This window comes from Clostridium sp. OM05-6BH, assembly GCF_003481635.1.
In the GTDB taxonomy this organism is placed as follows: domain Bacteria; phylum Bacillota; class Clostridia; order Lachnospirales; family Lachnospiraceae; genus Butyribacter.
In genome coordinates this window covers 178,444-203,297 of record NZ_QULH01000004.1, presented here as the reverse complement: position 1 = coordinate 203,297, position 24,854 = coordinate 178,444, and the positions used below count along the sequence as shown (strand labels likewise).

The window sequence follows — 24,854 nt, the reverse complement described above, 5'->3', positions numbered from 1 at the left end:
CTCATTTATGATAAGGTTCCCCGTTCATGATCCGATACGCCCGGTAGATCTGCTCCAACAAGATCACGCGCATCAACTGATGCGGAAACGTCATTTTAGAAAAGCTGATCTTCTCCTGCGCTAACGATAGGATCTCAGGAGCAAGTCCGATCGAACCACCAATGATCAACTGCAAATGGCTTTCCCCTTTCAGTCCCAAATCATGGACATGTGCAGAAAAGTCCTCGGAGGAATATTGCTTACCGTCTATGGCAAGTGCTATCGTATAAGCATTGTCTTTTATGTATTTTTTGAGCCGCTCTGCCTCCTTGGCGCGTATGAGTTCTTCTTCATGCGCACTGGCATGGTCCGGTGTTTTTTCATCCGCCACTTCGATGATCTCCAGCTTGCAATAACGACTCAATCTCTTGCTGTACTCTTCGACCGCTCCTCGAAAAAATTTCTCTTTGATCTTTCCAACGGTTAATATCGTAATTTTCATTGATGTGTTTTCTCCTCAATCGCTAAACTAATGCAAAGAGCCTGATCGATCTTTTGCAATATGTCCTGATCCAAATGACAAACCTTTTCTCGAAGCCTTGATTTATCAATGGTCCGGATCTGCTCCAAAAGAATAACAGAGTCTTTACTAATATCATATTTTTTCATGTCCAACGATATATGCGTTGGAAGTTTTGCTTTGTTCATGCGGGATGTAATAGCTGCACAAATGACCGTTGGGCTGTGTCGATTTCCCATGTCATTCTGTATAATAAGTACCGGTCTGACCCCGCCTTGTTCCGAACCCACTACCGGTCGTAAATCTGCAAAAAATATGTCTCCACGTTTAATAACCAAAACGTTCACGCTCCATTCCTAAAAGTTTTTGTGGCTTATTTCCTATCTTTACCAGTTTTTTGAAAAGTATTCGTAAACGTTTTCTTTTGTTGCTATTAATCGTCCCATCTTCACAAAAAGCAAGAACGGACGCTCTCTTAATATTCCGGATAATAATCTTTAGTCTCTACTGCTTTACCGTTTTGATAGAATACCCTAGGAACTCGTCGTCCGACATCACAGACAAATTCATAATTGAAAGAACCGGCAAGCTCTGAGACTTCTTCTACTGACAAGATTTCTCCCTCCTGCTCTCCAAAAAGCATACATTCGTCACCTTCCGCTGTTCCCGGAATATCAGTGACATCCACCATAAACTGATCCATACAGATGCGTCCCAAGATCGGTGCTCTCTGTCCGTGAATAAGGACACATCCCTTACCAGACAAAGAGCGGGCATAACCATCTGCATATCCAACCGGAATCGTTGCAACCATCGTTGGTTTCGTGGTCGTATACGTTCCACCATATCCGATCTCGATACCTGCTTCCAGCTCTTTGACATAGGAAACATAGGTCTTCCACTGCATAGCCGGCTCAAGCGGCAGCCGCTCCTTATTCACTTCTTCCGAAGGATATAATCCATATAGACAGATTCCATCTCGAACCATATCTTCATTCACTTTTGGCATTTCCATAATACCGGCACTGTTTGAAATATGTTTTACCGGGATTTTCACCCCTGCCTGTTCCATTTTATGGACAAATGTTTCATAGCGCGAAAATTGTTGTTCCGCTTTTGTCTTATCTTTTTCATCCATGCGTGCAAAATGTGAAAAGCAGCCCTCTATCTCGATCCCCGGGAGCTGATTTATCTTGCATATCGTCTGCAGACTCTCCTCGGTCAAAGCAAACCCGATGCGGCTCATCCCCGTGTCCAGACTGATATGTATTTTTGCCTTTTTTCCTAGTTGAACCGCTGCATCTGACATTTTCTTTGCCATATCATATTGAAATACGGCGGTCGCAATGTCATATTCGATCATACTCGGATATAGCGGTGCCGGCGTAAAACCAAGGATTAGGATCGGCTTAGTGATCCCTGCCTGACGAAGCTCAATTCCTTCTTCCAAAATTGCAACGCCATAAGCATCTGCAATGGGATCTAATACTTTAGCGACGGGTATTGCACCATGACCATATGCATCAGCCTTAACGATCGCCATAAACTTTGTACCCGGCTTAGTAAGTTTCTTTGCATTTTCTGCATTTTTATAAATAGCATCCAAGTCTATATCTGCCTGCACGCGATAATATGTTTTCATGAGTTGCCTCCAATCTTCGGTATCATTTCTAATATGTCTCTCGCCAGCATACAATGCGGCGGTGCACTCTCGCAATACTGCTCCGCTGTTAATCCATGCATATACACTGCCAGCGTAGCTGCCGTTCTCTGTGTGCATCCTTGTGCCAATAATCCGCCGATCATTCCACTTAGCACATCTCCGGATCCACCTGTAGATAAGGCGCTGTTGCCCGATAAATTAATATAGAGCCAATCACCATCACTGACCAGTGTTCTCGCATCTTTGAGCACAATTGTCGCTCCCGCCTGCTGTCCCATAACTGCCGATGTCATATCGTCCGCAATCTCCTGAACACTCTTCCCGGATAAACGACTCATTTCCCGCAAATGTGGAGTCAGAACATACTGTCTGCCAAGTGTAGAATACAATCCCTTTTTGGCTAAAAGATTTAACCCATCTGCATCAATTACAACCGGCAGCTCAGGCAGTTTCTTTGCTTCCTGCAGCACCAGATCCAGCAATCTCTCCGCTCCGGCTTCCTGCCCCAATCCCGGACCGATCACAACCGCTGCTGCTTTATGTATCGCTGCGGTAATGTCTGCTTCCTGCTCCGCCGTCACATTTTCCGACCAGCCGGTAACAATAGCTTCCGGCAATTTTATACGGATGACCTCTGCATTTTCCTGCGCTGTCACAATATGCACCAGTCCACACCCCATACGATAGGCTGCCTCACCGGAAAGATAACAGGCTCCGCTCATATTCTTGGATCCGGCAATGACAACAACACGTCCATAACTTCCTTTGTTTGAACGTTTCTTTCGATTTGGAAAATATACCGAAAGGTCTTCTTTGGTATACGTAAACGTCTGTGACTGCTTCATCACTCTCCCTGTTACCATTTCCGGAAATCCAATATCCGTTACCACTACCTGTCCCGCATACTCCGTTCCCGGATATAATACCAGCCCACGTTTATTATGTCCAAAAGTTACTGTTATCGTTGCTTTTACAGCTGTTCCTAATACCGCACCGGTATCCGCACTAATGCCGGATGGAATGTCCACAGCCAAAACATCTGCAGCACTTCGATTGATCGCGTTAATATAATTGGCAATCACACCCGTTACATCTCTCGATAATCCAATGCCAAAGATCGCATCCACGATAATACTATATTCTGAAAAACTCGTCTCTGTGAATGTCGTTTCCCCAGTAAGGTTGTCCCAAAAGGCGGACACACCAAGATGTCTTGCAATGGAGATCTGCTGTTTCATCTCTTCTGAGCAACGTTCTTCCTGTCCCAAAACAAGGACACCGACAATATAACCGGCATCCCGCAGCATACGCGCAGCAGCCACACCATCTCCACCGTTATTGCCTGTCCCGCATACAACCAGTATACGGTCCTGCTTTTTATCTGCCTGTGCCATAATACAACTCGCCACAGACATCGCTGCCTTTTCCATCAAAACCATAGATGGAATTCCGATTTCCTGTATGGAGCAACGATCAATCTCTCTTGCCTGACTACCATTTACGATATATTCCATTCTAATCTTGCTTTCCTTTCTCGATTATCTACCGCTTGAAATTGCCGTTGCATACGCAATCGCCATTTCTTTCGTATCTGCAATAGATAATAGGATTTGGTCAATTCCCAGATCTAATGCTTTCTCTTTAGCCCTGCCAAGCAGCGTCACAGTCGGTCTTCCACTCGAATCACGCAATATATTGATCTCTATCGGTGAAATTCCCGTAAATCCCGTACCCATCGCTTTCACGACAGCTTCTTTTGCAGCAAAGGTCGTTGCCGCACGAGCTTCTTTGCGAGCAATAAGCTGCTGCTCCTTTTCCGTGAAATGACGTTTTCGAAAACTTTCTTTGCTGTATGCAGCCAGCACCCGGCTGATCTCTATCATGTCAACGCCAATGCCAACAATCTCACTCATTGTTTCCTCCAGCATCCAAATGATTTTCTTCCATGTTACCACGCCATACTCTGTGATCCCGGTCAAATATTTCTACGACGTCCGGTCCCAACAGATTATGCATATATTTATATACTTCCGTGTTACGCATCTCCATATCCTGTTTATGGAGGATTGTATTCTTGAGCTGTTCTCTAAGGGCAGTGATCTCCGCCTCTGCCTGCTCGATCCGCTCTGTATTTTCAGATAACTCTGTATAACATACCTGCATGCAGGCAATCAATAATTCATGATTTTTTGCTGCTATTTCTGCAGGAAATTGAAACTTATCTTCTTTTGCTTTGGCGATCTTATCATTGATTTCTTCGATCAACTGCTTATTCTTTTCTTGTTTGCGCACACGGATCGGGCTGTCAAACTCATGACCATCTGTCATATTATCAATAACATTCTGCATCAATACTTTCTTTGCCTTTTTGTAATCCAACAGATCATTGGCAGTCTGCCCCTGCTTTTCGATCAAACGGTTTAGTTCTTTTTCCAAGCGCTTAATCTCTCTTGTTTTGCGAAAATCCGGAAACAACGCATGCCATTTTGCATCTAACGTCAGCAATGGAATCTTCTTACCCTGCAATGCCTGCATATATCGTAAGGCCCGCTCTGCGTCTTCTGCCTGCGCCTTGCGTCTGCGTCTTCGATCTGCCATATTCTTCCCCCATTTCTGCGCTTGTAAAAAAGCAAAGCAAACGCTTTGCTTTGCAAGAATTGCTAAAGCAATTCTTGGTGGCATATCACCACACTACGAGCATTGTCTTATAAACTAAATAACGCCAAATTATCTGCTCTTTATTATAAAACTGCCTATCCAATAAGTCAAACTTGCCACCCCAATTTATTTCCTGTATAATTAACTCAAACTTCCCATACTGGAAGTTATTGCATAACCACATATTACTTATTATGTCAGCAATGAATAAACTATTTTGCAGCCAATACATTAAATTATTCTGCCATCAGAGAACTAAGATAATTGCCGCAGAACGCAATGTTTTTACGTGATTTCTTATTTTGTTAAGTCTCTGATGTATACATGCCTGAAAGAATGTTTGAGATGTCCCGGTTTAGCAAGGTATCATTCATTTTTGGTCGGGACGCTTTCGCTACGATGCGCTACGTCACGTTACTTAATGTCTCTGAAATACGAGACATAAGTAACGACGAGCGCAAAGTCCCTTTCAAAAATGATGAATACCTTGCTTCCGGAACATCGAGTTCTCTGTAAGGCATGTAAATCGTCCATCAGAGACAACAAAATTTAGAAATCACTGTTAAAACAAAATGCGGCAAGGCAATTACTATAGTTCTCTGATGGCAGAACTTGCTCTTTGACGGCTGCAAAATGCTATATAGTCATTGACATAATAAGTAATATGTGGTTGGGTGAAATGTTGAGTTATGGGAAGTTTGAGTAATTAAGTCAAATACTTTTGCTCATATATGGGCATCACTACGAAGAAAGAAAGGTTAGGTATTCATTCATGACATTAGAATGTGCAAAGCAAAAATTACAGCAGTACGGTCAGGAACATCTTCTGAAATATTTTGACACATTATCTGAGACACAAAAAGAAGCTTTATTACAGCAAATTGAAGAAACCGATTTTTCAGTACTGAATAAGATTGGCAGCAACGAAGAAGAATCTTCTACCGGTACGATCACACCGATCCGTGCACTTAGACTACAAGAAATCCATGCAAACGAGGACAAATACCGTGAAACCGGCCTGTCAGCGATCCGCTCCGGCAAAGTCGGTGCTGTTTTATTGGCTGGCGGCATGGGTACACGTCTCGGCTCTGATAATCCAAAGGGAATGTATGATATTGGCGTCACCAAGCCAATGTATATCTTTGAACGTCTTATCTGCAATCTGATGGATGTTGTTCGGGAAAGTGGTGAGTTTATCCATTTATTTGTAATGACCAGCGATAAAAACCATACAGCGACAACGACATTTTTTAATGAACAGAACTTCTTTGGTTACAAAGAAGATTATATTCATTTCTTTAAGCAGGATATGGCACCTGCTGCTACGTATGATGGAAAGATCTTTTTGGAAGAGCCTTACAAATTAGCCACCTCTCCAAACGGCAACGGCGGCTGGTTCTCTTCCCTCAAAAATGCCGGATTATTAGATCTGATCCATGAAAATGGTATTGAATGGCTCAATGTATTTGCAGTGGATAACGTATTACAGCGCATTGCTGACCCATGCTTTATTGGTGCAACGATCACAGAAAACCGCAGCGTTGGTGCTAAGGTAGTCTGCAAAAATCATCCGGATGAAAAAGTTGGCGTTATGTGCTTAAAAGACAATCATCCATCTATCGTTGAATATTATGAATTGACACCGGAACTTCGTGATGCTGTCGATGAAAACGGCGAGCCTGCATATAACTTTGGTGTCATCCTCAATTATTTGTTCAAGGAGTCTGAATTGGAAGATATTTGCGAAAATACGCTTCCGCTCCATATTGTCGAGAAAAAGATTCCATATATTGATGATGCCGGAACATTGATCAAACCGGAAGAACCAAACGGCTACAAATTCGAGACGTTGATCTTGGATATGATCCAGATGATGGACACCTGTCTTCCATTTGAGGTAGAGCGTGACAAAGAGTTTGCTCCGATCAAAAATAAGACCGGTATTGATTCTGTGGAATCAGCCCGTGCTCTATTAGCAAAAAATGGTGTTACTCTGTAATGCGATTCCATATATCGAATCATTGATCAAAAGAGCAATTTCCTATTCCTAAAAAAAATTCGACAGGATGTAAAGACATCCTGTCGAATCTTTTTCTGCACATATCGTAACTCAACAAATCGAGTCATTCTATTATCACATAATCATAATATAACAAATAATCACTAATTGCAATCCTTTTATTCGTCTAAAAATGTATCTGAATAGTATTTATCTGCCAAATATTCCAAAAAGGCAACTTCTTCATTTGGAAATTCATGAAGAAGACTCTGACGGATATGAGAAGTGATCGCAAGATCATTTTCCATCTCTGTAACGCTGTCATCCGTCCATTTTTCGATAAATGCATCCGTAATGTTCTCAGAAAGCCATTGGGTGATTTTCTCCGTCTTTTCCTGCTCTTGCGGGATTAACAGTTTCATCTTAGATGCCTTGGCACAATTCACAATTCCTAACAGTACAAATCCGGCCAATAAAGCACAGATCACGATAAATACAAATGTGTTGTACTTGATCGGGATAATGTCCAGTTTGCATAATGCCAAATACACTGCACCTAATATTCCAAATACGATAAATGTAATGCCTGAATATTTTGTATCCTTATAAGCATCTTCTTTTGTCTCGTAATTGCCTTCACTGGCATAAAGCAGATCTTCCGGATTTTCATCAATATCTTCCTCTGACACAAGCTGCTCTGCCTCTTCAAATTCTTCTTCCGTCTCTTTGTACGGCGTCTGGTCGGCCTCATCCTCTTCATCATCCCAATCGTATTCCCGATTTTCGTTGTCTTCTTCGGATTGTGCTGCCACAGATTCTTCGTCTGCATTCTGTGCAGATTCTTCTGTTGGCTGTGCCACCTGTTTCGGCGCAATCTTTTCTTCTTCCTCTTCTTCCATTGCTAATAAAAAGCCACGGTATAATTTCTCTGCCTTTTTTTCCATCTTGGTAGGCACGGTTATGGAATAAGTTCCATCCTCATTTTCCTCCTGCTGCGCATCTGCAATCCCAGAATATTCTAAATATTCTAAAAATTTTGCTGCCGTCTTCTCTTCCTTAAACGTACTAAGATCAATACGGTCAAAATCTTCTGCGCTTCCTTCTACTAACGGTGTTCCACAATCAGCACATACTGTAATGCCATCGCGGTATTCCGTCTTACATTTTGGACACCACATAACGTTTCCTCCTAAGTTTTATAATCTACGCTTTTCTCGCGAATAAGAACCAATGGATCACTTCGAATCATAGGTTAATCTGTCCGCTCTATCCAGTATACCAATATATCCCACAAATTACAATTTTTTCACAAACTCTTCACAATATCCGATGCAGCTGTTTTATGTTGCAATACTATGACCAGCCCACTCTCTGCCCATAGTTATAACCGGGCACCCTTCAGATTGGTCTGCGCGGTCTTTTTATCGTGTTCCATCTGCTCACGCAATGCCTCAATGGAATCGAATTTCTGCTCTGCACGTTGAAATTCTAATAAATCGACACGCACTGTTTTTCCATAAATATTTTGATCGAAATCAAATAAAAAGCTTTCCAAACTGATCGCTTTGCCTCCAACCGTTGGTTTTTTACCAAGATTAGAAACGGCACCAAAACGTCTTCCATCAACGGTAACGACAGAAGTATACACACCTAATGGAGGAAGCACCTTTTCCGGTGGAGGTAATATATTGATCGTTGGCATCTGAATTGTCCGCCCCAGCGCTTGTCCATGTTTTACCGTACCCAAATAGAAAAAATTTCTACCGAGCAGTTTTGACGCTTCTTGCATTTGCCCTAAACGGATCAATTCGCGTATTCTGGTGCTGCTGATCACACCCTGTTCATCCTTCCGCTTTGGAAATACCCGCAGTGCACATCCATGTTTTTTACAAGCTCTCTCAAGCATTGCTACATCACCCGCACGTTTACAGCCAAACCGATAGTCTTCCCCCACACAGATCAACCTTGCGTCCAAAGAATCCCATAACATATTTTGTATGAAACTTTCCGGTGACATTATTTTCGTCTGGTCATTAAACGGAAATAAAATTTCCCGCTCAATCCCCATCTGCTCTAACAAATATTGTTTTTCCGCTTCCGAATAGAGCAAACTTTCCGGCTCGGTCTTCATCCCTTCAAACGTAAATACTGTTGGGACCAGATCTTCTTGCTTTATAATCTCATTCATCAACAATTGATGTCCTAAATGAATTCCATCAAATTTACCAAGAGATACGGCACTCTTTTTTTGATGAAATGTAACTCCTCTAAGTATCTCCATACTCGACCTCATTCCTGCCTGTATATATTTTTGCTGTATAATGCCCTACGCCATAACAAATATCTTATAAGTATATTTTCTAAAACATCTTTACAACACGATAATAGTTACCACGTAGTTCATATATAGCACGAAATTCGCCATTTTCATTATATACAAGTACGCGACTCTTATTCTGATATTTTTTTACTTCATTGAATGACTTCAATTTGCCAATCGTGATCGGATTCCCATTGCGAAGCATTTTAGCAGCCTCTTCATCTGCCACCTGCATTTTTGGATACTGTGTAAACAGCTGGTCTACCGGCAATACAAAACTGCGATCTTCTTGTTGAATTCGCTCCTCGATCTGTGCTAAAGTAAGCGCCTGATCAACCTCAAATATCGACACCTTTGTTCGAAGTAACTGATCCATTGCTGCGCCTACACCAAGCTTTTCGCCAATATCATGGCATAATGTACGGATATAGGTTCCTTTTGAGCAGGTAACATCCATCGTAAAGCTGCCATTTTCCAAATCTATGTCCTTGATATCAATTGCATAAATTGTGACCGGTCTTGGTTTCCGCTCAATTTCCTTGCCCTCGCGTGCCAGTTCGTATAACTTCCTGCCACCTACTTTGATCGCCGAATACATTGGTGGAATCTGCATGATATCGCCCACAAAGGATTGTATCGTATCAGACAACTCATCCTGTGTTACACCGGATATATCCTTTGTTTGTAAAACTGTTCCTGTCGTATCCTGCGTGTCTGTTATAACTCCAAGTTTACATACTGCCCGATAACTTTTTTCTTTATCGGTAAGCAGTTCACACACCTTGGTCGCCTTGCCACAGCATACCGGAAGGACTCCCGTCGCCGCCGGATCCAATGTTCCTGTATGGCCGATCTTTTTTTGATGTAAAATGCCACGCAGCTTAGCAACTACGTCATGCGAAGTATACCCGGCTTCCTTATATACATTTATAATTCCGTTGACTTCTTCTGCCATTGTTTGTAACTCCTTCCCACAGACGTAAGGCTGGTAGAAATGCCCCTTGCACTCACTACCAGCCCATTCCATTTATGCGTATTGGAAACGCATATGTTATTCTTCTGTTTCTGATGTATGATGTGTCAACTCATCAATACGCTTCGACATATTTACACCATACTCAATCGAATCGTCAATGACAAAGTGAAGTTCCGGTGTATTGCGCAGGTTCAAGGATTTTGCCAATTGAGATCGAATATGTGAGGAAGCACTTGCAAGTCCCTCTCGTGTATTTTCACGATCCATCTCATCACCCAAAACGCTGACATACACTTTGGCAAATTTAAGATCCGGTGTAACTTCCACAGACACAACTGATGTCATCGGATGAATCCGTGGATCTTTGATCTCTCGGGAAATGATACGGCTAAGTTCTCGCTGTACCTCTCCATTTATTCTCGAATATTTTATACTGTTTTTTTTCATGTTTACCTCCATACTTCCAACTGCTTGTAATGAAGAAACCAGCCGGTGTCACATTACAAGACAGTTTGCATTTGCTGAATGGTTACGATCAAGTACGAGGAACTTCTACCATGATGTAGGCTTCAATCTGATCTTCTACCTGAATACCGTTAAAGTCTTCAAATACCAGACCACATTCATAACCGGCAGCTACTTCTTTTACATCATCCTTAAATCTCTTCAAAGATGCCAGTTTACCGTCGAAGATCTGCTCGCCCTCACGGGTAATACGAACCTTGCAGTCGCGAACAATCTTACCATCCAGTACATAGGAACCGGCGATGATACCAACACCGGATGCCTTGAACGTCTGACGAACTTCTGCGTGACCGGTTACTCTCTCTTCGTATTCCGGATCGAGCATACCCTTCATGGCAGCCTCTACATCTTCAATCGCATTGTAAATAACTTTATACAGACGAAGATCAACTTTCTCACGATCTGCAATTTCTTTTGCAGTATTATCCGGTCTTACATTGAAACCGATGATGATCGCATTCGATGCACTTGCAAGCGATACATCAGACTCGTTGATCGCACCAACACCACCATGAATGATACGTACGGCAACCTCATCGTTGCTAAGCTTAACCAAACTCTGTTTTACTGCTTCTACAGAACCCTGTACATCCGCCTTAACAATGATATTTAATTCTTTGATATTACCTGCCTGGATCTGTGAGAACAGACCATCCAAAGTAAGTTTAGACTTCGTATCATCTAACAGTTTTTCACGGCTCTGATTAATATAAGTCTCGGCAATATTTCTTGCTTCTTTATCATTCTCGGTTGCCATAAAGATCTCTCCTGCATCCGGTACGGCATGCAGGCCAAGAATCTCTACCGGTGTAGATGGTGTTGCCTCTTTTACGCGCTGACCCTTGTCATCCATCATAGCACGGATCTTACCGTAAGCAGCACCGATCGCAATGTTATCACCTACATGGAGTGTACCTTTCTGTACCAATACGGTTGCAACAGGTCCTCTTCCTTTATCAAGCTGTGCCTCAATAACAACACCACGTGCTTTACGATTTGGATTGGCTTTGTATTCATTCACTTCTGCAGTAAGAAGGATCATTTCTAAAAGCTGATCGATACCTTCCTTAGTATGTGCAGATACAGGAACAAAAATAGTATCTCCACCCCAGTCTTCTGCAACTAATTCATATTCTACCAATTCCTGTTTAACACGCTCTACATTAGCACTTGGTTTATCAATCTTATTCACTGCAACAATGATCTCCACGCCTGCTGCTTTCGCATGACTGATTGCCTCCACAGTCTGTGGCATAACACCATCATCTGCTGCGACTACGAGAATTGCAATATCGGTAGACTGTGCACCACGCATACGCATGGAAGTAAATGCCTCATGACCAGGTGTATCTAAGAATGTGATCTTCTCGCCATTTAACTCAGTAACATATGCACCGATATGCTGTGTAATTCCACCTGCCTCGCGCGAAGTAACATGTGTCTCGCGAATTGCATCCAACAGAGACGTTTTACCATGATCGACATGACCCATTACACAGACAACCGGAGGACGTTTCACCATTAAGGATTCATCTTCTTCATCCTCTTTGAGAAGCTCTGCAACAAGATCGACCTTCTCTTCCATCTCAGCGATACAGTTATACTCTAATGCAATCTCCTCTGCCTCTTCATAAGACAGCTCATGATTCATCGTAACGACATTACCCTTCATAAACTGTGCTTTGATCAATGTAGCCGGTGGAATCTTAATAATGTCTGCTAACTCTTTGACAGTCATCTTCTCCGGCAGTGTGATCGTTCTGATTCCATCTTCCGGCTCAGCAGGCTTTACAACCGGCTCCGGCTTGATAAATGCACCCTTACGGTTTGGATCTTTCTTCTTGCGTGCATTTTTGTTCTGGAACATATCGTCTTCATAATCGTCACGATTTCTTTCCTTACCATAGCGCTGTTTTGCACTTCTGGAATCTTTATTGGCACGCTGCTGACGGGACTGCTTTACCTCTGACTTCATTGTGTCCATTGGCTGTGCACTGCGTCCGCCACCAAAACCATTGCGATTGTTGCTACCACGATTATTATTCTGACCATCTCTACGATTATTGTTGTCTCTACGATCGTTTCCACGGAAACCACCATCTCTACGGTCATTTCCGCGATTACCATTCTGACCATCTCTGCGGTTATTATCTCTTCGGTCATTTCCGCGGAATCCACCATCTCTACGGTTATTTCCACGGTTACCGTTCTGACCATCTCTACGGTTATTATCTCTTCGGTCATTTCCGCGGAATCCACCATCTCTACGATCACCACCACGGTTGCCATCTCTACGATCGCCGCCACGATTCTGTCCATCTTTACGGTTATTATCTCTACGATCATTTCCGCGTCTGTCATCTTTGCGATCATTTCCATGATTATTATTCTGTCCGTTTTTACGTTCCTGATCCTGTGCTTTTAATGCTTTGTCCTCTGTTTTAACAGGCTCTTTTGTTTGTGCACTGTTATCTTCCTTGGTTTCTGCCGCAGCAACAGGTTTCGTTTCCTCAGTCTTCTTTACAGACTCTTCCGGCTTTTTCTCTACTTTATCTTTCTCAGAAACAGTCACTGATTCCTCTTTCTTCGTAGTTTCTTTCTTCGTAGTTTCTTCCTTCTTTGTTTCTTCTACTTTTTTCTCTTCTTCCTGTGCCTTTTTCTTTTCCTGATTCTTCTTCACATTAGATTCACGCTTCACAGGAACAGTATACGCCGGCTCCTCTTCTTTCTTAGGTTCCGGTTTGCCATTAAAGTGCTTCAGCAAAAAAGCGATCGCTGCATCTTCAATGCTGCTCTGTGGTGCCTTTACATCAAAATTATTTTCCTGCAAAAGCTTCACCAAATCTTTTCCCTTAATATCCGGATATCTTTCCTGTAAACTTCTTGCGAATTCATATATCTTCATTTTAGCCATATACTTACATGCCTCCTAGTCCATTTTCTTCATAATTGCTTGTGCTAATCCCTCATCATTAACTGCCAAAGATGCTCGAAATTCTTTTCCGATCGAATGTCCTAATACATCTTTGATGCCAAACTCATACATTGGGACTTCATAAAACTCACACATGTTGCGAAACTTCTTCTTCGTGTTGTCGGATGCATCTGTCGCGACGATAACCAATGCAGCCATCCCCGTTTTTACGGAGTTTTCTGTCATAAACTCACCGCTGGCAACTTTTCCGGCTTTTGCTGCCAGACCCAACATACGAAGGGCCGGATCAATCTGCATGATTCATCATCTCCTTTTCAAGTTGTTGATACACGTCTTCTGGAATTGTCATATTCAATGCCCGGTCAATTGCTTTTTTCTTTCTCGCCTTTGAAAGACAAGAGATCGAATCACAAAGATAGGCACCTCTTCCATTTTTCTTACCGGTAACATCTAATACAATCTCTTCATCCGGAGTCCGAATAATGCGTATCAAGTCCTTTTTCTCTTTCTTTTCGCCACATCCCATACATTGACGCATTGGGACTTTTTTAGGGCGAACACCTTTTGTTACTGCCAAATACCGACATCTCCCTTCACGAATAGTTTCGTTTTCACCTGCAATTACTTGTTAATCTTATTCGCACTTAATATCAATCTTGTATCCGGTCAATTTCGCTGCAAGACGGGCATTCTGTCCCTCTTTACCAATTGCCAGTGAAAGCTGATTTTCAGGTACGATCACTCGTGCTGTCTTTTCATACTCATCAATGCTGACATCCATAACCATCGCCGGACTAAGTGCATTTTCAATAAATATCTCCGGCATATCGCTCCAATTTACTATATCAATCTTCTCGCCTCGAAGCTCATTTACGATTGCATTAACACGACTTCCGTTCATACCTACACAAGCACCTACCGCATCTACATTAGGATCAACTGTGCTTACGGCAATCTTTGTACGAGATCCGGCCTCACGTGCAATGCTCTCAATCGTAACGATACCGTCCTGTATCTCTGTAACTTCTTCCTCGAACAGTCTCTTTACAAATTCCGGATGGGAACGTGAAACAGTAATTCGTGGTCCCTTTGGTGTATCCTTAACTTCTACGACATACAGCTTAATATGTTCTGTTGGTCGGAAATGCTCACCGCGAACCTGCTCACTCTCCATTAAGATGGCATCAACTCTGCCAAGATTAATGCAGACATTTTTGCCACTGTAACGCTGGACAATACCTGTGATCACTTCACGTTCTTTTTCCAAATACTGTACATACAACACTTTGCGCTCTTCCTCACGGATCTTCTGCACTACAACCTGTTTTGCTTTCTGTGCGGCAATACGACCAAAATTCTTTGGTGTTACCTCGGTGCTGACTTTCTCACCAACCCCAACATCATCACGAAAACGCAGTTTTGCTTCAGTAATTCCAATCTGAAGTGCATCGTCTTCTATCATGTCGTCTTCTACCACTTCATAGTCGGCAAACACTTTTACTTCGCCAGTCTCTCTGTCGATGTTGACACGTATATTTTCTGATTTACCAAACTGATTTTTGCACGCAGCCAATAAGGAGTTTTCAATCGCTTCCAAAATGATATCTTTGCTGATCTGTTTCTCCTTCTCGATCGCATTTAATGCTTCAATAAGCTCTGTGCGATCTGCCTTTGTACTCTTTGTTTTTCTTGCAGCCATTGCTCTTTCCTCCAAATCTAAAAATCAATCGTTAAGTTTACTTTGGAAACTTCGGACCGGTTCACCACATATTCCGGTGCGAAATCCGTCTGTATCGTTATCGTATCCGTCGTAAACGCTAAAAGCGTTCCCGTCAGATCCTTCACAGTGACTTCCTTGCCATTTTTCCCTCCGGGTATTTTCTGCCCTTTGTAAAAATGTAAGTCAATATCTTCTCCAATGCTTCTCTTGAAGTCCTTTTCCTTCTTGAGCTGTCTTCCCAACCCTGGGGAGCTAACCTCCAAAATGTAGGCATCCTCAATGAAATCATCCGCATCCATCATATCACTCCAGGCGCGGTTGACGAGTTCACAATCGTCCAGAGTAATTCCACCCTCTTTGTCTACGTAAGCACGCAGATACCAATTTCCGGCTTCCTTGACATACTCTACATCCACTAATTCAAATCCATGTTCTTCCATTAAAGGAGTAAGCATCTGCTCTGCCTTAGCTTCATATTCTTCCCTTCTTGTCAAAAACATAACCTCTTTTCTTCAAAATGAAAGAGTGGACTTTTTCGCAGTCCACTCTTCATTAACATCTATTACAAAGCATATTCTAACACTCTGCCGTCAAAAAAGCAAGAGTTTTTCGCTGTTTTTTCGCATATTTCGGGCATTTCATGCCTTTTTTTCGTATTTTGACCAATTATTGTTCTCCCACACAGGTGATTCTAGTCTCATATCCAGCCAAAAAAAGCTTTTCTTCCATTTCCCTGGCTCTTTCCTTATCCGCAAAAGCACCATGGCAGACAATAAAATAACTTCCCTGTGGTTCAATATAGCAGGATATGCCATCTTCCTGTAGATTCGCAGCTAATGTCTCTGCATTTTTCTTATGTCGAAACATTCCCATTTCGATACGGTACACGACCGCTTCGTTCGCCGTCACATCTGCTCCCTGCACAGTCTGCATAATACCATTTGCTATCGCCTGCGCCATTTCCGGAAATTTTAGATCAAAGATCTGATTATCCTGATCGGTATTAATAAATCCCACCTCTACTAATGCGGCCGGCATCCTAGTCCCCCGAAGGACAGCTAGATTTGGTCTTTCTTCTGTCCCTAGATTTGCAAATCCGATCCTTGCCAGCTCGTTGTTGATGTTTTGCGCAAATACTGCCGGTATTCCGCTGTCCCGATAGACCAACGTTTCTACTCCGGAATATGTGTTTGGATCCGGGCTGGAATTACGATGAATGGAAATAAAGTAATCCGCATCACTGCGATTCGCAATCCCCGCTTTTTCATTTGGACTCTGATAAACATCTGTAGTACGTGTGTATAACACATCGACACCATTATTTTCTAATATCGTTCCAACTGCCAGCACAAGACTTAGTGTATCGTTTTTTTCGTATCGATCTCCATAAACAGCTCCGCTGTCATATCCCCCATGACCGGCATCTAACATTACTGTAGCCATCTACTTTCCTCCATTATTTTCACGCATGACTTACGCTATTGTATGCCGCCTGTATTTCATTTAGAACTTCTCGGTTGAAACCCCGCCCCTTTTCCCGTATAATAAAAAGATGGTCACGCATTGTTTTATCAATGCCGTGAACAAATCATGGAAATGGAGACGAATCATATGTCGGAAGAAATAACAAACGAAATCAAAAAAAGAAGAACATTTGCGATCATTTCCCACCCGGATGCCGGTAAAACCACATTGACTGAAAAGTTTCTGCTTTACGGTGGTGCGATCAATACAGCCGGCTCTGTCAAAGGAAAAGCAAATTCCAAATATGCAGTGTCAGACTGGATGGAAATCGAAAAAGAACGTGGTATTTCTGTTACCTCTTCGGTATTGCAATTTAAGTATGATGATTTTTGCATCAACATCCTGGATACACCGGGACATCAGGACTTCTCAGAGGATACGTATCGTACCTTAATGGCTGCAGATTCCGCAGTCATGGTCATTGATGCTTCCAAAGGTGTCGAAGCTCAGACGATCAAATTGTTTAAGGTTTGCGTTATGCGCCATATTCCAATCTTTACGTTTATCAATAAAATGGACCGAGAGGCGAGGGATTCCTTCGAATTGCTGGATGATATCGAGTCCGTACTCGGCATCCGCACCTGTCCGGTAAACTGGCCAATTGGATCTGGAAAACGTTTTAAGGGCATTTATGACCGCCGTGCCAAAACCGTCCGCACTTTTGAATCGGTATCTACCGGTGGTGCAAAATCGGCTGCAGAGACAGATTATGACATCAACGATCCCGCACTCAAAGAGCTGGCAACCGAAGAACTCTACGATCAACTGATCGACGAGATCGAACTGTTAGACGGTGCGAGTGATCCATTGGATCTGGAACAGGTTCAAAAAGGTGAATTATCACCGGTATTTTTTGGATCTGCACTGACTACCTTTGGAGTTGAAACCTTTTTGAAATACTTTTTGGAAATGACAACTTCTCCACTGCCTAGAATGTCTAACGAAGGCGAAATCGATCCACTGACCAATGATTTTTCAGCCTTTGTATTTAAGATTCAGGCCAACATGAATAAAGCACACCGTGACCGTATTGCTTTCCTCCGTATCTGCTCCGGTAAGTTTCAGGCAGACAAGGAAGTATATCACGTACAGAGCGGTCGTAAGCTGCGTTTATCACAGCCACAGCAGATCATGGCTCAAGATCGCCAGGTTATCAGCGAAGCCTATGCCGGTGATGTGATCGGTGTCTTTGATCCAGGACTGTTTTCTATTGGTGATACGATCACAATGCCTGGCAGCAAATTTGAGTATGAAGGGATACCGACCTTTGCTCCTGAACATTTTGCACGTGTTATCCAGCTTAATTCGATGAAACGTAAACAGTTTGTCAAAGGAATCACACAGATTGCACAGGAAGGTGCTATTCAGATCTTTCAGGAATACACCGCCGGAATGTCGGAGATCATTGTCGGTGTTGTCGGTGTATTGCAATTTGATGTACTGAAATATCGATTAGAAAATGAATATGGCTGTGAAATCCGCTTAGAATCACTTCCTTACGGATTTATTCGCTGGGTTGGAGATCCAACTACCGATGTAACAAAATTAAAACGAATGAATAACGTCAAAGCAGTTAAAGATATGAAAGGAAATCCTCTCTTGCTCTTTGTCAACGACTGGATGATCCGCATGGTATTAGAAGATAATGAGGGCTTAGAGTTATTAGAATTCAAGAAAAACTAATACAATTGCCGAAGAACGCAAAATCCCTTTCAAAAAAGTTTATAGCAAATTAAAAGAACCTGTATTCTTACAGGTTCTTTTAACGGGTTGAGCTGTTTTACAAAAAACATAGCAGTCTGTAGGGGAATCGAACCCCTGTTTTCGCCGTGAGAGGGCGACGTCTTAGCCGCTTGACCAACAGACCATCTTAATTATTAAATTGTCTACTGTGTAAACACAGCGAGCAGTCTGTAGGGGAATCGAACCCCTGTTTTCGCCGTGAGAGGGCGACGTCTTAGCCGCTTGACCAACAGACCTCATTGTGCGCATCTCATTGACGCGCCAACAAAAAATACTATACAACATATTCCAACAAAATGCAAGCATTTTTTTTATTTTTTTAATTTTTTTGATCAGAATCAGTATTCGAACTCTCAAAAACCTCATGATTTGGGCATTCTCCGACCATTTGAATCGCACGGTATACACATGCTGTAATCTCCGCATCCGACTGCGTGGTCAAGGAATCAAATTTATGTAACACCGCTCCTGCATTGGTTGTCACATACCGCGTTGGCAGATGGTTCAAAGAATAACAAGCTATATCCAATCTGCACCGATCGCACATACAATAATTTGTCTGTGGCCATAAGCTGTCAATTTTTTCCAACACAGTGTCTTCCATAAGATTTTTTAACGTTTGCATCGAATTACTGCCCCCAATCTTTAGTATCCAAAATACGCATCAACGCCATTTGCCATTCCGACTGCCATTTTCTTTTGGAAACTTTTATTCTGCAGTTTTCGATCCTCAGACGGATTACTTAAAAATCCACACTCAATTAAAGTAACTGGAATTTTGCTCCAATTGGTTCCCGTTAGATCATCTCTTCCACTACAACCTCTTTTCTTGATACCCGTCTTTTTGCAATAAGCATTTAATAATTTCTTAGATAAACGCTTGGAAGATCGACTCAACCTTGATACATAAGGGTTTCTAGCCGATGGATAAAAAATGCTGGCACCTTTTACTCCTCTGGAACCACTACTGTCCCCATGTATACGAATATAAATATCTGCACCACTCTTATTAGCAAGCATTGCTCGTTTTTTGTTACTGATATTTACATTATTTTTGGTACGAACCATATATACCTCATAGCCGCGTTTCTTCAATTCTTTTTGAAGACGTTTGGCTACAGACAATGTAAATTTATACTCCGGAACTCTGCTTGCAACACCGGTTGCACCACCTGCAACGCGTGCTTTTCTTACAGAAGAACCAGGTCCTACCGGTTCTTTACGAGAATCACCACGGGACTGATGTCCGGCATCTAATGCAATTTTCTTTTTACCGGCAATATGAAGTTTTCGTTTGATCTTCTGACCTTGATAAACTGCCACGATAGTTGCGTTACCAATCTTTTTGCCTGTCACGACTCCATTGTGATCAACAGATGCATAAGCATTAGCCGAAGCAAGATCTGCTGTTGCAGCATTTTTGCCTGCGACAGACCACTGAACCTTGGACGCCTCTACATTCACAGTAAGTGCGACACGTTTCTTAACCTTTACTTTTGTTATCGCACTATTCCATTTCAGTGTATCCTTTGCATCGGCTTTCACACCATTCTCATATAGCGTACTGCCCGCACCGGAAACCATCAAAACAGCCGCCATAATTACAGCTAACGCCTTAATCCTTCTTTTCATAATCTCTCATCCCTTCTGTTTGAACGATCTAAACTTGTATTATCGAAATGTACCAAACTTATCGAATGGATATATACGCAAAACTGCACGTCCTTCGATATTTTTTCGTTTGACTTTACCCACCTCTTCATAACGGCTGTCCCGACTGATCTCACGATTATCACCAAGCACAAAGTATTCATCATCACCAAGCTTGATCGGCTTCTCTGCTATTCCTGCATAATCAATTGGATCTTTGCCGTAATTCTCCTTTAATGGTTTGCCATCAATATATATTGTGGATCCTTTAATCTGTACCGTCTCTCCGGGTAAACCGATCACTCGTTTAATATAATAAGCATCATTGTCTCTGCCATACGGATAAAATACAATAACATCAAATCTTTTAGGTTCTCCGAAACGATAAGAAACCTTTTCTGCTAATAAATTTTCTCCATCTTTGAGCGTATTCATCATCGACTTACCATCAACAATCGTTCGCTGAATAACATATCTTGGAACAAACACACCACAAACTATAATGATCGCCGCATATAAACACAATTCAGCTATAATGCCACGAATCTTTTTCTTTTTGGAGACTTCATCCTGTGCATCCTCTGTATCTTTATCAGATTCCTCTGTATTTTTTGCAGCCTGTTTTTCATCCTCTACAGCATCATAGTCCTCTAGGGCATCTGCCTGCTCCAATTCCGGAGTATCATCCTCATATACCTCTTCGCTATCAATTTCCTTGCTCATGACAACCTCACTTCCCTCATCCGTATTTTATATTATTCTTCTTCGGCGGACATCTCATCTGCAGTATCTGCTGCTTCCGCTTCTACATCATCTTCTTCATCCAAAGAAAAGACCATCTCATCCATTTCCTCTGCCTCTTTCTTTTTAGCTTCTCTGCGTGCATTGGCAGCAGCAGCTTCTTCTTCGCTCAAAATATGAATCTTAGATGAATTCAACTCATCAATGGCCACAGACAATGGCTTTGGACAAGACGGATGACTCATTGCCGGAACGCCATCAATCAACTGACGAGCTCGTTTTGATGTTGCTAACACAATAGAATAACGGCTATTTACAACCGGAGCCTCTCCGCTTTCAACCTCGCTATTTACCAACTGCATTAAATCTGTGTAAGATGGATGTAACATAATAAAAATCCCCTTTCTATCTTGCATATCATATCTATTGAAATCTCACTATTGAGATTGCAAACATTTCCATTGAAGCATTTATAATACTTCCGTTTACAGTATAACAAATTATGCCTTATTTGCAAATTCACCCTTCATCTTGGCAATTTGTCCCTGTTGATTTACGCATTTCCAATGAAGTGCCTGAATCAGGCCATGAATCTGTTCTACACATACATCAAGATCATCATTGATCACAATATAATCATATTGATCCATATATGCGCATTCCTGTGCTGCTCTGGCAAGCCGCTTTTCAATCACATCCTGCGTTTCTGTACCGCGTCCCTCCAAACGTTCGCGCAGCACTTTCGCATCAGGCGGTGTAATAAAGATCAGAGACACTTCCGGAAAACGTTCTTTTACCTTCAATGCACCCTGCATTTCTATCTCCAATATTACATCAATTCCCTGTTCCAGTTTCTGCATAACATAATCTTTGGGTGTTCCATAATAATTATCTACATAAGAAGCATATTCGATCAACGCACCATCAGCGATCATCTGCTCAAACTCTTCTTTTGTTTTGAAAAAATAATGAACCCCATCCTGCTCACCGGCACGCGGATCCCGCGTCGTTGCTGAAATGGATACCGCATATCCATAACGATCCACTAATTCATGAACAATGGTACCTTTACCTGCACCTGAAAAACCAGAAATCACAGTAAGTATTCCTTTTTTAGTCATCTTCTTTTCCTCCTGCACTCGGATTATCTGTTACACGATTTTCAATTGTCTCCGGCTGCAACGCCGATAATACAATATGACCGCTATCCATGACTAACACGCACTTAGTCTTACGGCCACAAGTGGCATCTACTGCCATTCCTCCATCCCTGGCAACCTGAACCATCCTTTTTACAGGTGCTGCATCAGCACGGACAATGCTGATGACTTTGTCCATATTTACTACATTTCCAAAACCTATGTTAATTAACATACAAATCCTTCTTTATTATCCATGTCCCACAATATCACTCGATATTTTGAATCTGCTCACGGATCTTCTCGATCTCGGTCTTCAAGTTGATTGCAATACCGGAAAGCTCCTTATCATTCGCTTTAGAAAGAATCGTATTTGCCTCACGATTCATTTCCTGCGCAATAAAGTCAAGTTTTCGACCAATAGCCTCCTGCATATCCAGTGTTTCACTCATTGCATCAATATGACTGCGTAGTCTTACCGTCTCCTCATCTACACATACTTTATCCGCATAGACGATGAGCTCCGTTGCCAAAATCCCTTCATCGATCTTGCGATCACCCAACAGCTCCTGTACTTTCTCCAGTAATTTCTGTCGATGTTCCTGTAGCATCTGTGGTGAGCGCTCTTCAACCTGAGCAACTAATGTGAGCAAATACGCCAACTTTCCTTTGATATCCTGATATAACTGTTCACCTTCCCGCTCTCTCGATGCAATAAACTGTTCGCCTGCCTTTTGCAAAGTCTGCGTCACTATTGGGAATACCGACTCCAGATCATTGCTCTCTTCTTCCAAGCTAATGACATCTGCAAATCCAAGGAGTCTTTGCGCAGACAGGGAATTATGCAGTTCAAACTCTTCAGCTACCTGTGCCGCAACCTTCACATACTCTTTGGCAATCTGCGGATGATAGTGAACATGCGTTCCTTTGCCTGCGTAATCCTCATAACTTACATATACATCTACCTTGCCACGCTCAGCAATTTCTTTCATCATCATACGAAGCGTATTTTCTATCTCGTTAAATTTCTTAGGCAGCTTAATATTCAGATCGCAATATCGATGATTGACCGATTTGATCTCTACTGCAATGCGGTATTCATCTGTAACAGTCTCATACCGCCCAAATCCTGTCATACTCTTAATCATGTTACTCTCCATTTCTGTAGACACCTTATATGTCATGCGATCATTACAGCAGTAATATCCTACTGTAACATATTTCGCAACACAACAATCATTTAATTATAGTATATTTCTTATATTTGGTCAAGAATCATTCTCATCCTTCGATGCGTTTGCTGCCGTTTTATCTACTGTTTTTTTATCATCCAAAACTTTACCTGTAGATGTTTTGTCAGAATCACCCTTCTGCTTTTTTAATACAGAGACACTCTTCTCATTCCATATACGGCGCAGGTTTTTCATAAAATCACTCTCCTGCTTTTTTGCTTTGCCGGATAACTCATCCTCTGTATACTTGACGTAAACCATGCCATCTTCCTGTGTCACGATCTCCTTCAGATCCATATAATGATCTGTGATCGTTGACATCTTACGCCGCTCCAGTCTGGCATTGACAATATCCGAAATAATCTGATAGATCAAAGCAAACAACGGCACACCGACTAACATTCCAAGAATACCCCATAAGCCACCAAACAAAAGGATTGCAAACAGCACCCAAAACGCACTAAGGCCAGTGGATTCTCCAAGAATTGCAGGTCCAATAACGTTACCATCTAATTGCTGCAACACAATGATCCAGATTGCAAAATAGATCGCCTGTACCGGATTTACGATCAAGATCAGCAGAACACTTGGTACTGCACCAATATAAGGACCAAATACCGGTATAACATTGGTCACGCCAACGATCAGACTGACTAACAATGCATATGGAAATTGAAAGATTGACATAAACAGGAAACAGATCACCCCGATAATTGTCGAATCAACAATCTTTCCAACAATAAACCCACTAAACATCTGATTTGCCAATTGCGTATAATGTGAGATCACATCTGCCTGATCTTTACGGAACATACTATACAGGATCTTCTTGGCCTGTCCCAAAAACTCCCGTTTGCTCCCAAGCAGATAAATAGCGACGATCAGACCAATAAACAGATTATATAAAACGCTGACAAAACTCATAACTCCACTTGCAAAATAACCGGCAAATGTGTTCACATTTGGAAGCAATTCCTTTTGAAGCCATGGATACAACTCGCTGTTCATCTTTGCGTCAAAGTAATCTGTCACCTGCAAAAGCATCTTCTGTATATGCCCGGCAAGATATGGATTGTCCGTCAGCCATTTGGTCAATTCCGTATAATAATGATTAACCTGCTCCGGCAGATTATCAACCATAGACAGGATACTTTTATATACTTCCGGAAATACCATCCATCCCAAAATAACGATGATCAAAATACCGCTGACAAGTCCCAAAACAATACTAAAACTATAGAATATTTTTTTAGTACGGTCAGACAGCTCTTTATCTTTCCCGGTACGACAAAGCAACCGATAAAAACGCTTACATAACGGATTCACTAAATAAGCGATCACTGCACCATAAATAACCGGCATTAAAATCTTTATAAATCCAGCTATAATTTTAAGAAAATAACTCATATTTCTGATCACAAAATACAAGATCACGACTGCTACTAATACCAAAAACAGACCGATCCAATTCAAAAAGGCCTCTTTGAGGGAAAATCTTTGCTTTACCTGTTCTGCATCTTTCACAAAAAC

At 42.0% G+C, this 24,854-nt stretch carries 26 protein-coding genes and 2 tRNA genes; 2 read left to right on the top strand and 26 right to left on the bottom strand.

The features are described from left to right. Position 1: 1 nt before the first annotated feature. The 6 genes from rlmH to DXB73_RS06115 all read right to left on the bottom strand — a co-directional run bounded on the left by rlmH (position 2) and on the right by DXB73_RS06115 (position 4,760). Positions 2-481, bottom strand: a complete 480-nt coding sequence (gene rlmH / locus DXB73_RS06140; protein WP_022024930.1) for a 23S rRNA (pseudouridine(1915)-N(3))-methyltransferase RlmH — start codon at positions 479-481, stop codon at positions 2-4. Beyond that, positions 478-837 carry a type II toxin-antitoxin system PemK/MazF family toxin gene (locus tag DXB73_RS06135; RefSeq protein ID WP_118507059.1) on the bottom strand — a complete coding sequence of 120 codons (360 nt, stop codon included), beginning with the start codon at positions 835-837 and terminating at the stop codon, positions 478-480. Before DXB73_RS06135 ends, rlmH begins: the two co-directional genes overlap by 4 nt. Positions 838-974: 137 nt before the next feature. Beyond that, a complete protein-coding gene (alr, locus tag DXB73_RS06130) occupies positions 975-2,141 on the bottom strand; it encodes an alanine racemase (protein WP_118690455.1) in 1,167 nt (388 codons plus the stop codon). Then, the gene (locus tag DXB73_RS06125) at positions 2,138-3,676 is read right to left on the bottom strand and encodes an NAD(P)H-hydrate dehydratase (protein WP_118690454.1); all 1,539 of its coding nucleotides are present in this window, start codon (positions 3,674-3,676) and stop codon (positions 2,138-2,140) included. Before DXB73_RS06125 ends, alr begins: the two co-directional genes overlap by 4 nt. Before the next feature lie 24 nt (positions 3,677-3,700). Beyond that, entirely contained in the window at positions 3,701-4,075 is a 375-nt protein-coding gene (acpS, locus tag DXB73_RS06120; RefSeq protein ID WP_182448246.1) for a holo-ACP synthase, read from the bottom strand. Next, a complete protein-coding gene (locus DXB73_RS06115) occupies positions 4,068-4,760 on the bottom strand; it encodes a hypothetical protein (protein WP_118690452.1) in 693 nt (230 codons plus the stop codon). Before DXB73_RS06115 ends, acpS begins: the two co-directional genes overlap by 8 nt. Positions 4,761-5,592: 832 nt before the next feature. Between DXB73_RS06115 and DXB73_RS06105 the strand changes: the two genes are divergently transcribed. Next, positions 5,593-6,819: a UDPGP type 1 family protein gene (locus tag DXB73_RS06105; protein ID WP_118690450.1), complete on the top strand. Its 1,227-nt coding sequence runs from the start codon at positions 5,593-5,595 to the stop codon at positions 6,817-6,819. A gap of 179 nt (positions 6,820-6,998) precedes the next feature. On the opposite strand, the gene DXB73_RS06100 is transcribed toward DXB73_RS06105, so the two are convergent. From DXB73_RS06100 to DXB73_RS06055, 10 genes are all read right to left on the bottom strand, one after another. Beyond that, complete coding sequence (locus tag DXB73_RS06100; protein ID WP_118690449.1) at positions 6,999-7,997, bottom strand: zinc ribbon domain-containing protein; 999 nt, start codon at positions 7,995-7,997, stop codon at positions 6,999-7,001. A gap of 203 nt (positions 7,998-8,200) precedes the next feature. Beyond that, a complete protein-coding gene (locus DXB73_RS06095) occupies positions 8,201-9,100 on the bottom strand; it encodes a bifunctional riboflavin kinase/FAD synthetase (RefSeq protein ID WP_182448247.1) in 900 nt (299 codons plus the stop codon). Between the two features lie 79 nt (positions 9,101-9,179). Continuing rightward, positions 9,180-10,094 (bottom strand): tRNA pseudouridine(55) synthase TruB, encoded by a 915-nt coding sequence (gene truB / locus DXB73_RS06090; protein WP_118690447.1) that lies wholly within the window; start codon positions 10,092-10,094, stop codon positions 9,180-9,182. Between the two features lie 96 nt (positions 10,095-10,190). Next, a complete protein-coding gene (gene rbfA / locus DXB73_RS06085; RefSeq protein WP_022025168.1) occupies positions 10,191-10,562 on the bottom strand; it encodes a 30S ribosome-binding factor RbfA in 372 nt (123 codons plus the stop codon). Positions 10,563-10,650: 88 nt separating this feature from the next. After that, positions 10,651-13,554 carry a translation initiation factor IF-2 gene (gene infB, locus DXB73_RS06080; RefSeq protein ID WP_118690446.1) on the bottom strand — a complete coding sequence of 968 codons (2,904 nt, stop codon included), beginning with the start codon at positions 13,552-13,554 and terminating at the stop codon, positions 10,651-10,653. Between the two features lie 15 nt (positions 13,555-13,569). Then, on the bottom strand, positions 13,570-13,872 hold the full coding sequence (locus DXB73_RS06075) for a ribosomal L7Ae/L30e/S12e/Gadd45 family protein (protein ID WP_022025166.1): 303 nt from the start codon (positions 13,870-13,872) through the stop codon (positions 13,570-13,572). Then, entirely contained in the window at positions 13,862-14,152 is a 291-nt protein-coding gene (locus DXB73_RS06070; protein WP_022025165.1) for a YlxR family protein, read from the bottom strand. Before DXB73_RS06070 ends, DXB73_RS06075 begins: the two co-directional genes overlap by 11 nt. 57 nt (positions 14,153-14,209) lie before the next feature. Further along, on the bottom strand, positions 14,210-15,274 hold the full coding sequence (gene nusA / locus DXB73_RS06065) for a transcription termination factor NusA (RefSeq protein ID WP_118690445.1): 1,065 nt from the start codon (positions 15,272-15,274) through the stop codon (positions 14,210-14,212). 17 nt (positions 15,275-15,291) lie between these two features. Then, on the bottom strand, positions 15,292-15,789 hold the full coding sequence (gene rimP / locus DXB73_RS06060) for a ribosome maturation factor RimP (RefSeq protein WP_118507057.1): 498 nt from the start codon (positions 15,787-15,789) through the stop codon (positions 15,292-15,294). A gap of 172 nt (positions 15,790-15,961) precedes the next feature. Beyond that, positions 15,962-16,738 (bottom strand): N-acetylmuramoyl-L-alanine amidase, encoded by a 777-nt coding sequence (locus tag DXB73_RS06055; protein WP_118690444.1) that lies wholly within the window; start codon positions 16,736-16,738, stop codon positions 15,962-15,964. A 168-nt stretch (positions 16,739-16,906) separates the two neighbouring features. Here DXB73_RS06055 and DXB73_RS06050 point away from each other — a divergent pair, with 168 nt between their 5' ends. Next, the gene (locus DXB73_RS06050) at positions 16,907-18,502 is read left to right on the top strand and encodes a peptide chain release factor 3 (RefSeq protein WP_118690443.1); all 1,596 of its coding nucleotides are present in this window, start codon (positions 16,907-16,909) and stop codon (positions 18,500-18,502) included. Between the two features lie 112 nt (positions 18,503-18,614). On the opposite strand, the gene DXB73_RS06045 is transcribed toward DXB73_RS06050, so the two are convergent. The 10 genes from DXB73_RS06045 to DXB73_RS06000 all read right to left on the bottom strand — a co-directional run bounded on the left by DXB73_RS06045 (position 18,615) and on the right by DXB73_RS06000 (position 24,848). After that, positions 18,615-18,686: transfer RNA gene (locus DXB73_RS06045), tRNA-Glu, on the bottom strand. Between the two features lie 40 nt (positions 18,687-18,726). After that, positions 18,727-18,798, bottom strand: a tRNA-Glu gene (locus DXB73_RS06040). 83 nt (positions 18,799-18,881) lie between these two features. Next, the gene (locus DXB73_RS06035; RefSeq protein ID WP_118690442.1) at positions 18,882-19,187 is read right to left on the bottom strand and encodes a late competence development ComFB family protein; all 306 of its coding nucleotides are present in this window, start codon (positions 19,185-19,187) and stop codon (positions 18,882-18,884) included. Positions 19,188-19,207: 20 nt separating this feature from the next. After that, positions 19,208-20,194 (bottom strand): N-acetylmuramoyl-L-alanine amidase, encoded by a 987-nt coding sequence (locus tag DXB73_RS06030; protein WP_243103998.1) that lies wholly within the window; start codon positions 20,192-20,194, stop codon positions 19,208-19,210. A 39-nt stretch (positions 20,195-20,233) separates the two neighbouring features. Further along, positions 20,234-20,935: a signal peptidase I gene (gene lepB, locus DXB73_RS06025; RefSeq protein ID WP_118690441.1), complete on the bottom strand. Its 702-nt coding sequence runs from the start codon at positions 20,933-20,935 to the stop codon at positions 20,234-20,236. Positions 20,936-20,967: 32 nt separating this feature from the next. Beyond that, positions 20,968-21,342 (bottom strand): DNA-directed RNA polymerase subunit omega, encoded by a 375-nt coding sequence (locus tag DXB73_RS06020; protein ID WP_022025157.1) that lies wholly within the window; start codon positions 21,340-21,342, stop codon positions 20,968-20,970. A 111-nt stretch (positions 21,343-21,453) separates the two neighbouring features. Beyond that, positions 21,454-22,074 carry a guanylate kinase gene (gene gmk / locus DXB73_RS06015; protein ID WP_118690440.1) on the bottom strand — a complete coding sequence of 207 codons (621 nt, stop codon included), beginning with the start codon at positions 22,072-22,074 and terminating at the stop codon, positions 21,454-21,456. Further along, positions 22,067-22,327, bottom strand: a complete 261-nt coding sequence (locus tag DXB73_RS06010; protein WP_022025155.1) for a DUF370 domain-containing protein — start codon at positions 22,325-22,327, stop codon at positions 22,067-22,069. Before DXB73_RS06010 ends, gmk begins: the two co-directional genes overlap by 8 nt. 34 nt (positions 22,328-22,361) lie before the next feature. Beyond that, on the bottom strand, positions 22,362-23,240 hold the full coding sequence (locus tag DXB73_RS06005) for a YicC/YloC family endoribonuclease (protein WP_118690439.1): 879 nt from the start codon (positions 23,238-23,240) through the stop codon (positions 22,362-22,364). 120 nt (positions 23,241-23,360) lie between these two features. Further along, the gene (locus tag DXB73_RS06000; protein ID WP_182448248.1) at positions 23,361-24,848 is read right to left on the bottom strand and encodes an AI-2E family transporter; all 1,488 of its coding nucleotides are present in this window, start codon (positions 24,846-24,848) and stop codon (positions 23,361-23,363) included. Between the last annotated feature and the right edge of the window lie 6 nt (positions 24,849-24,854).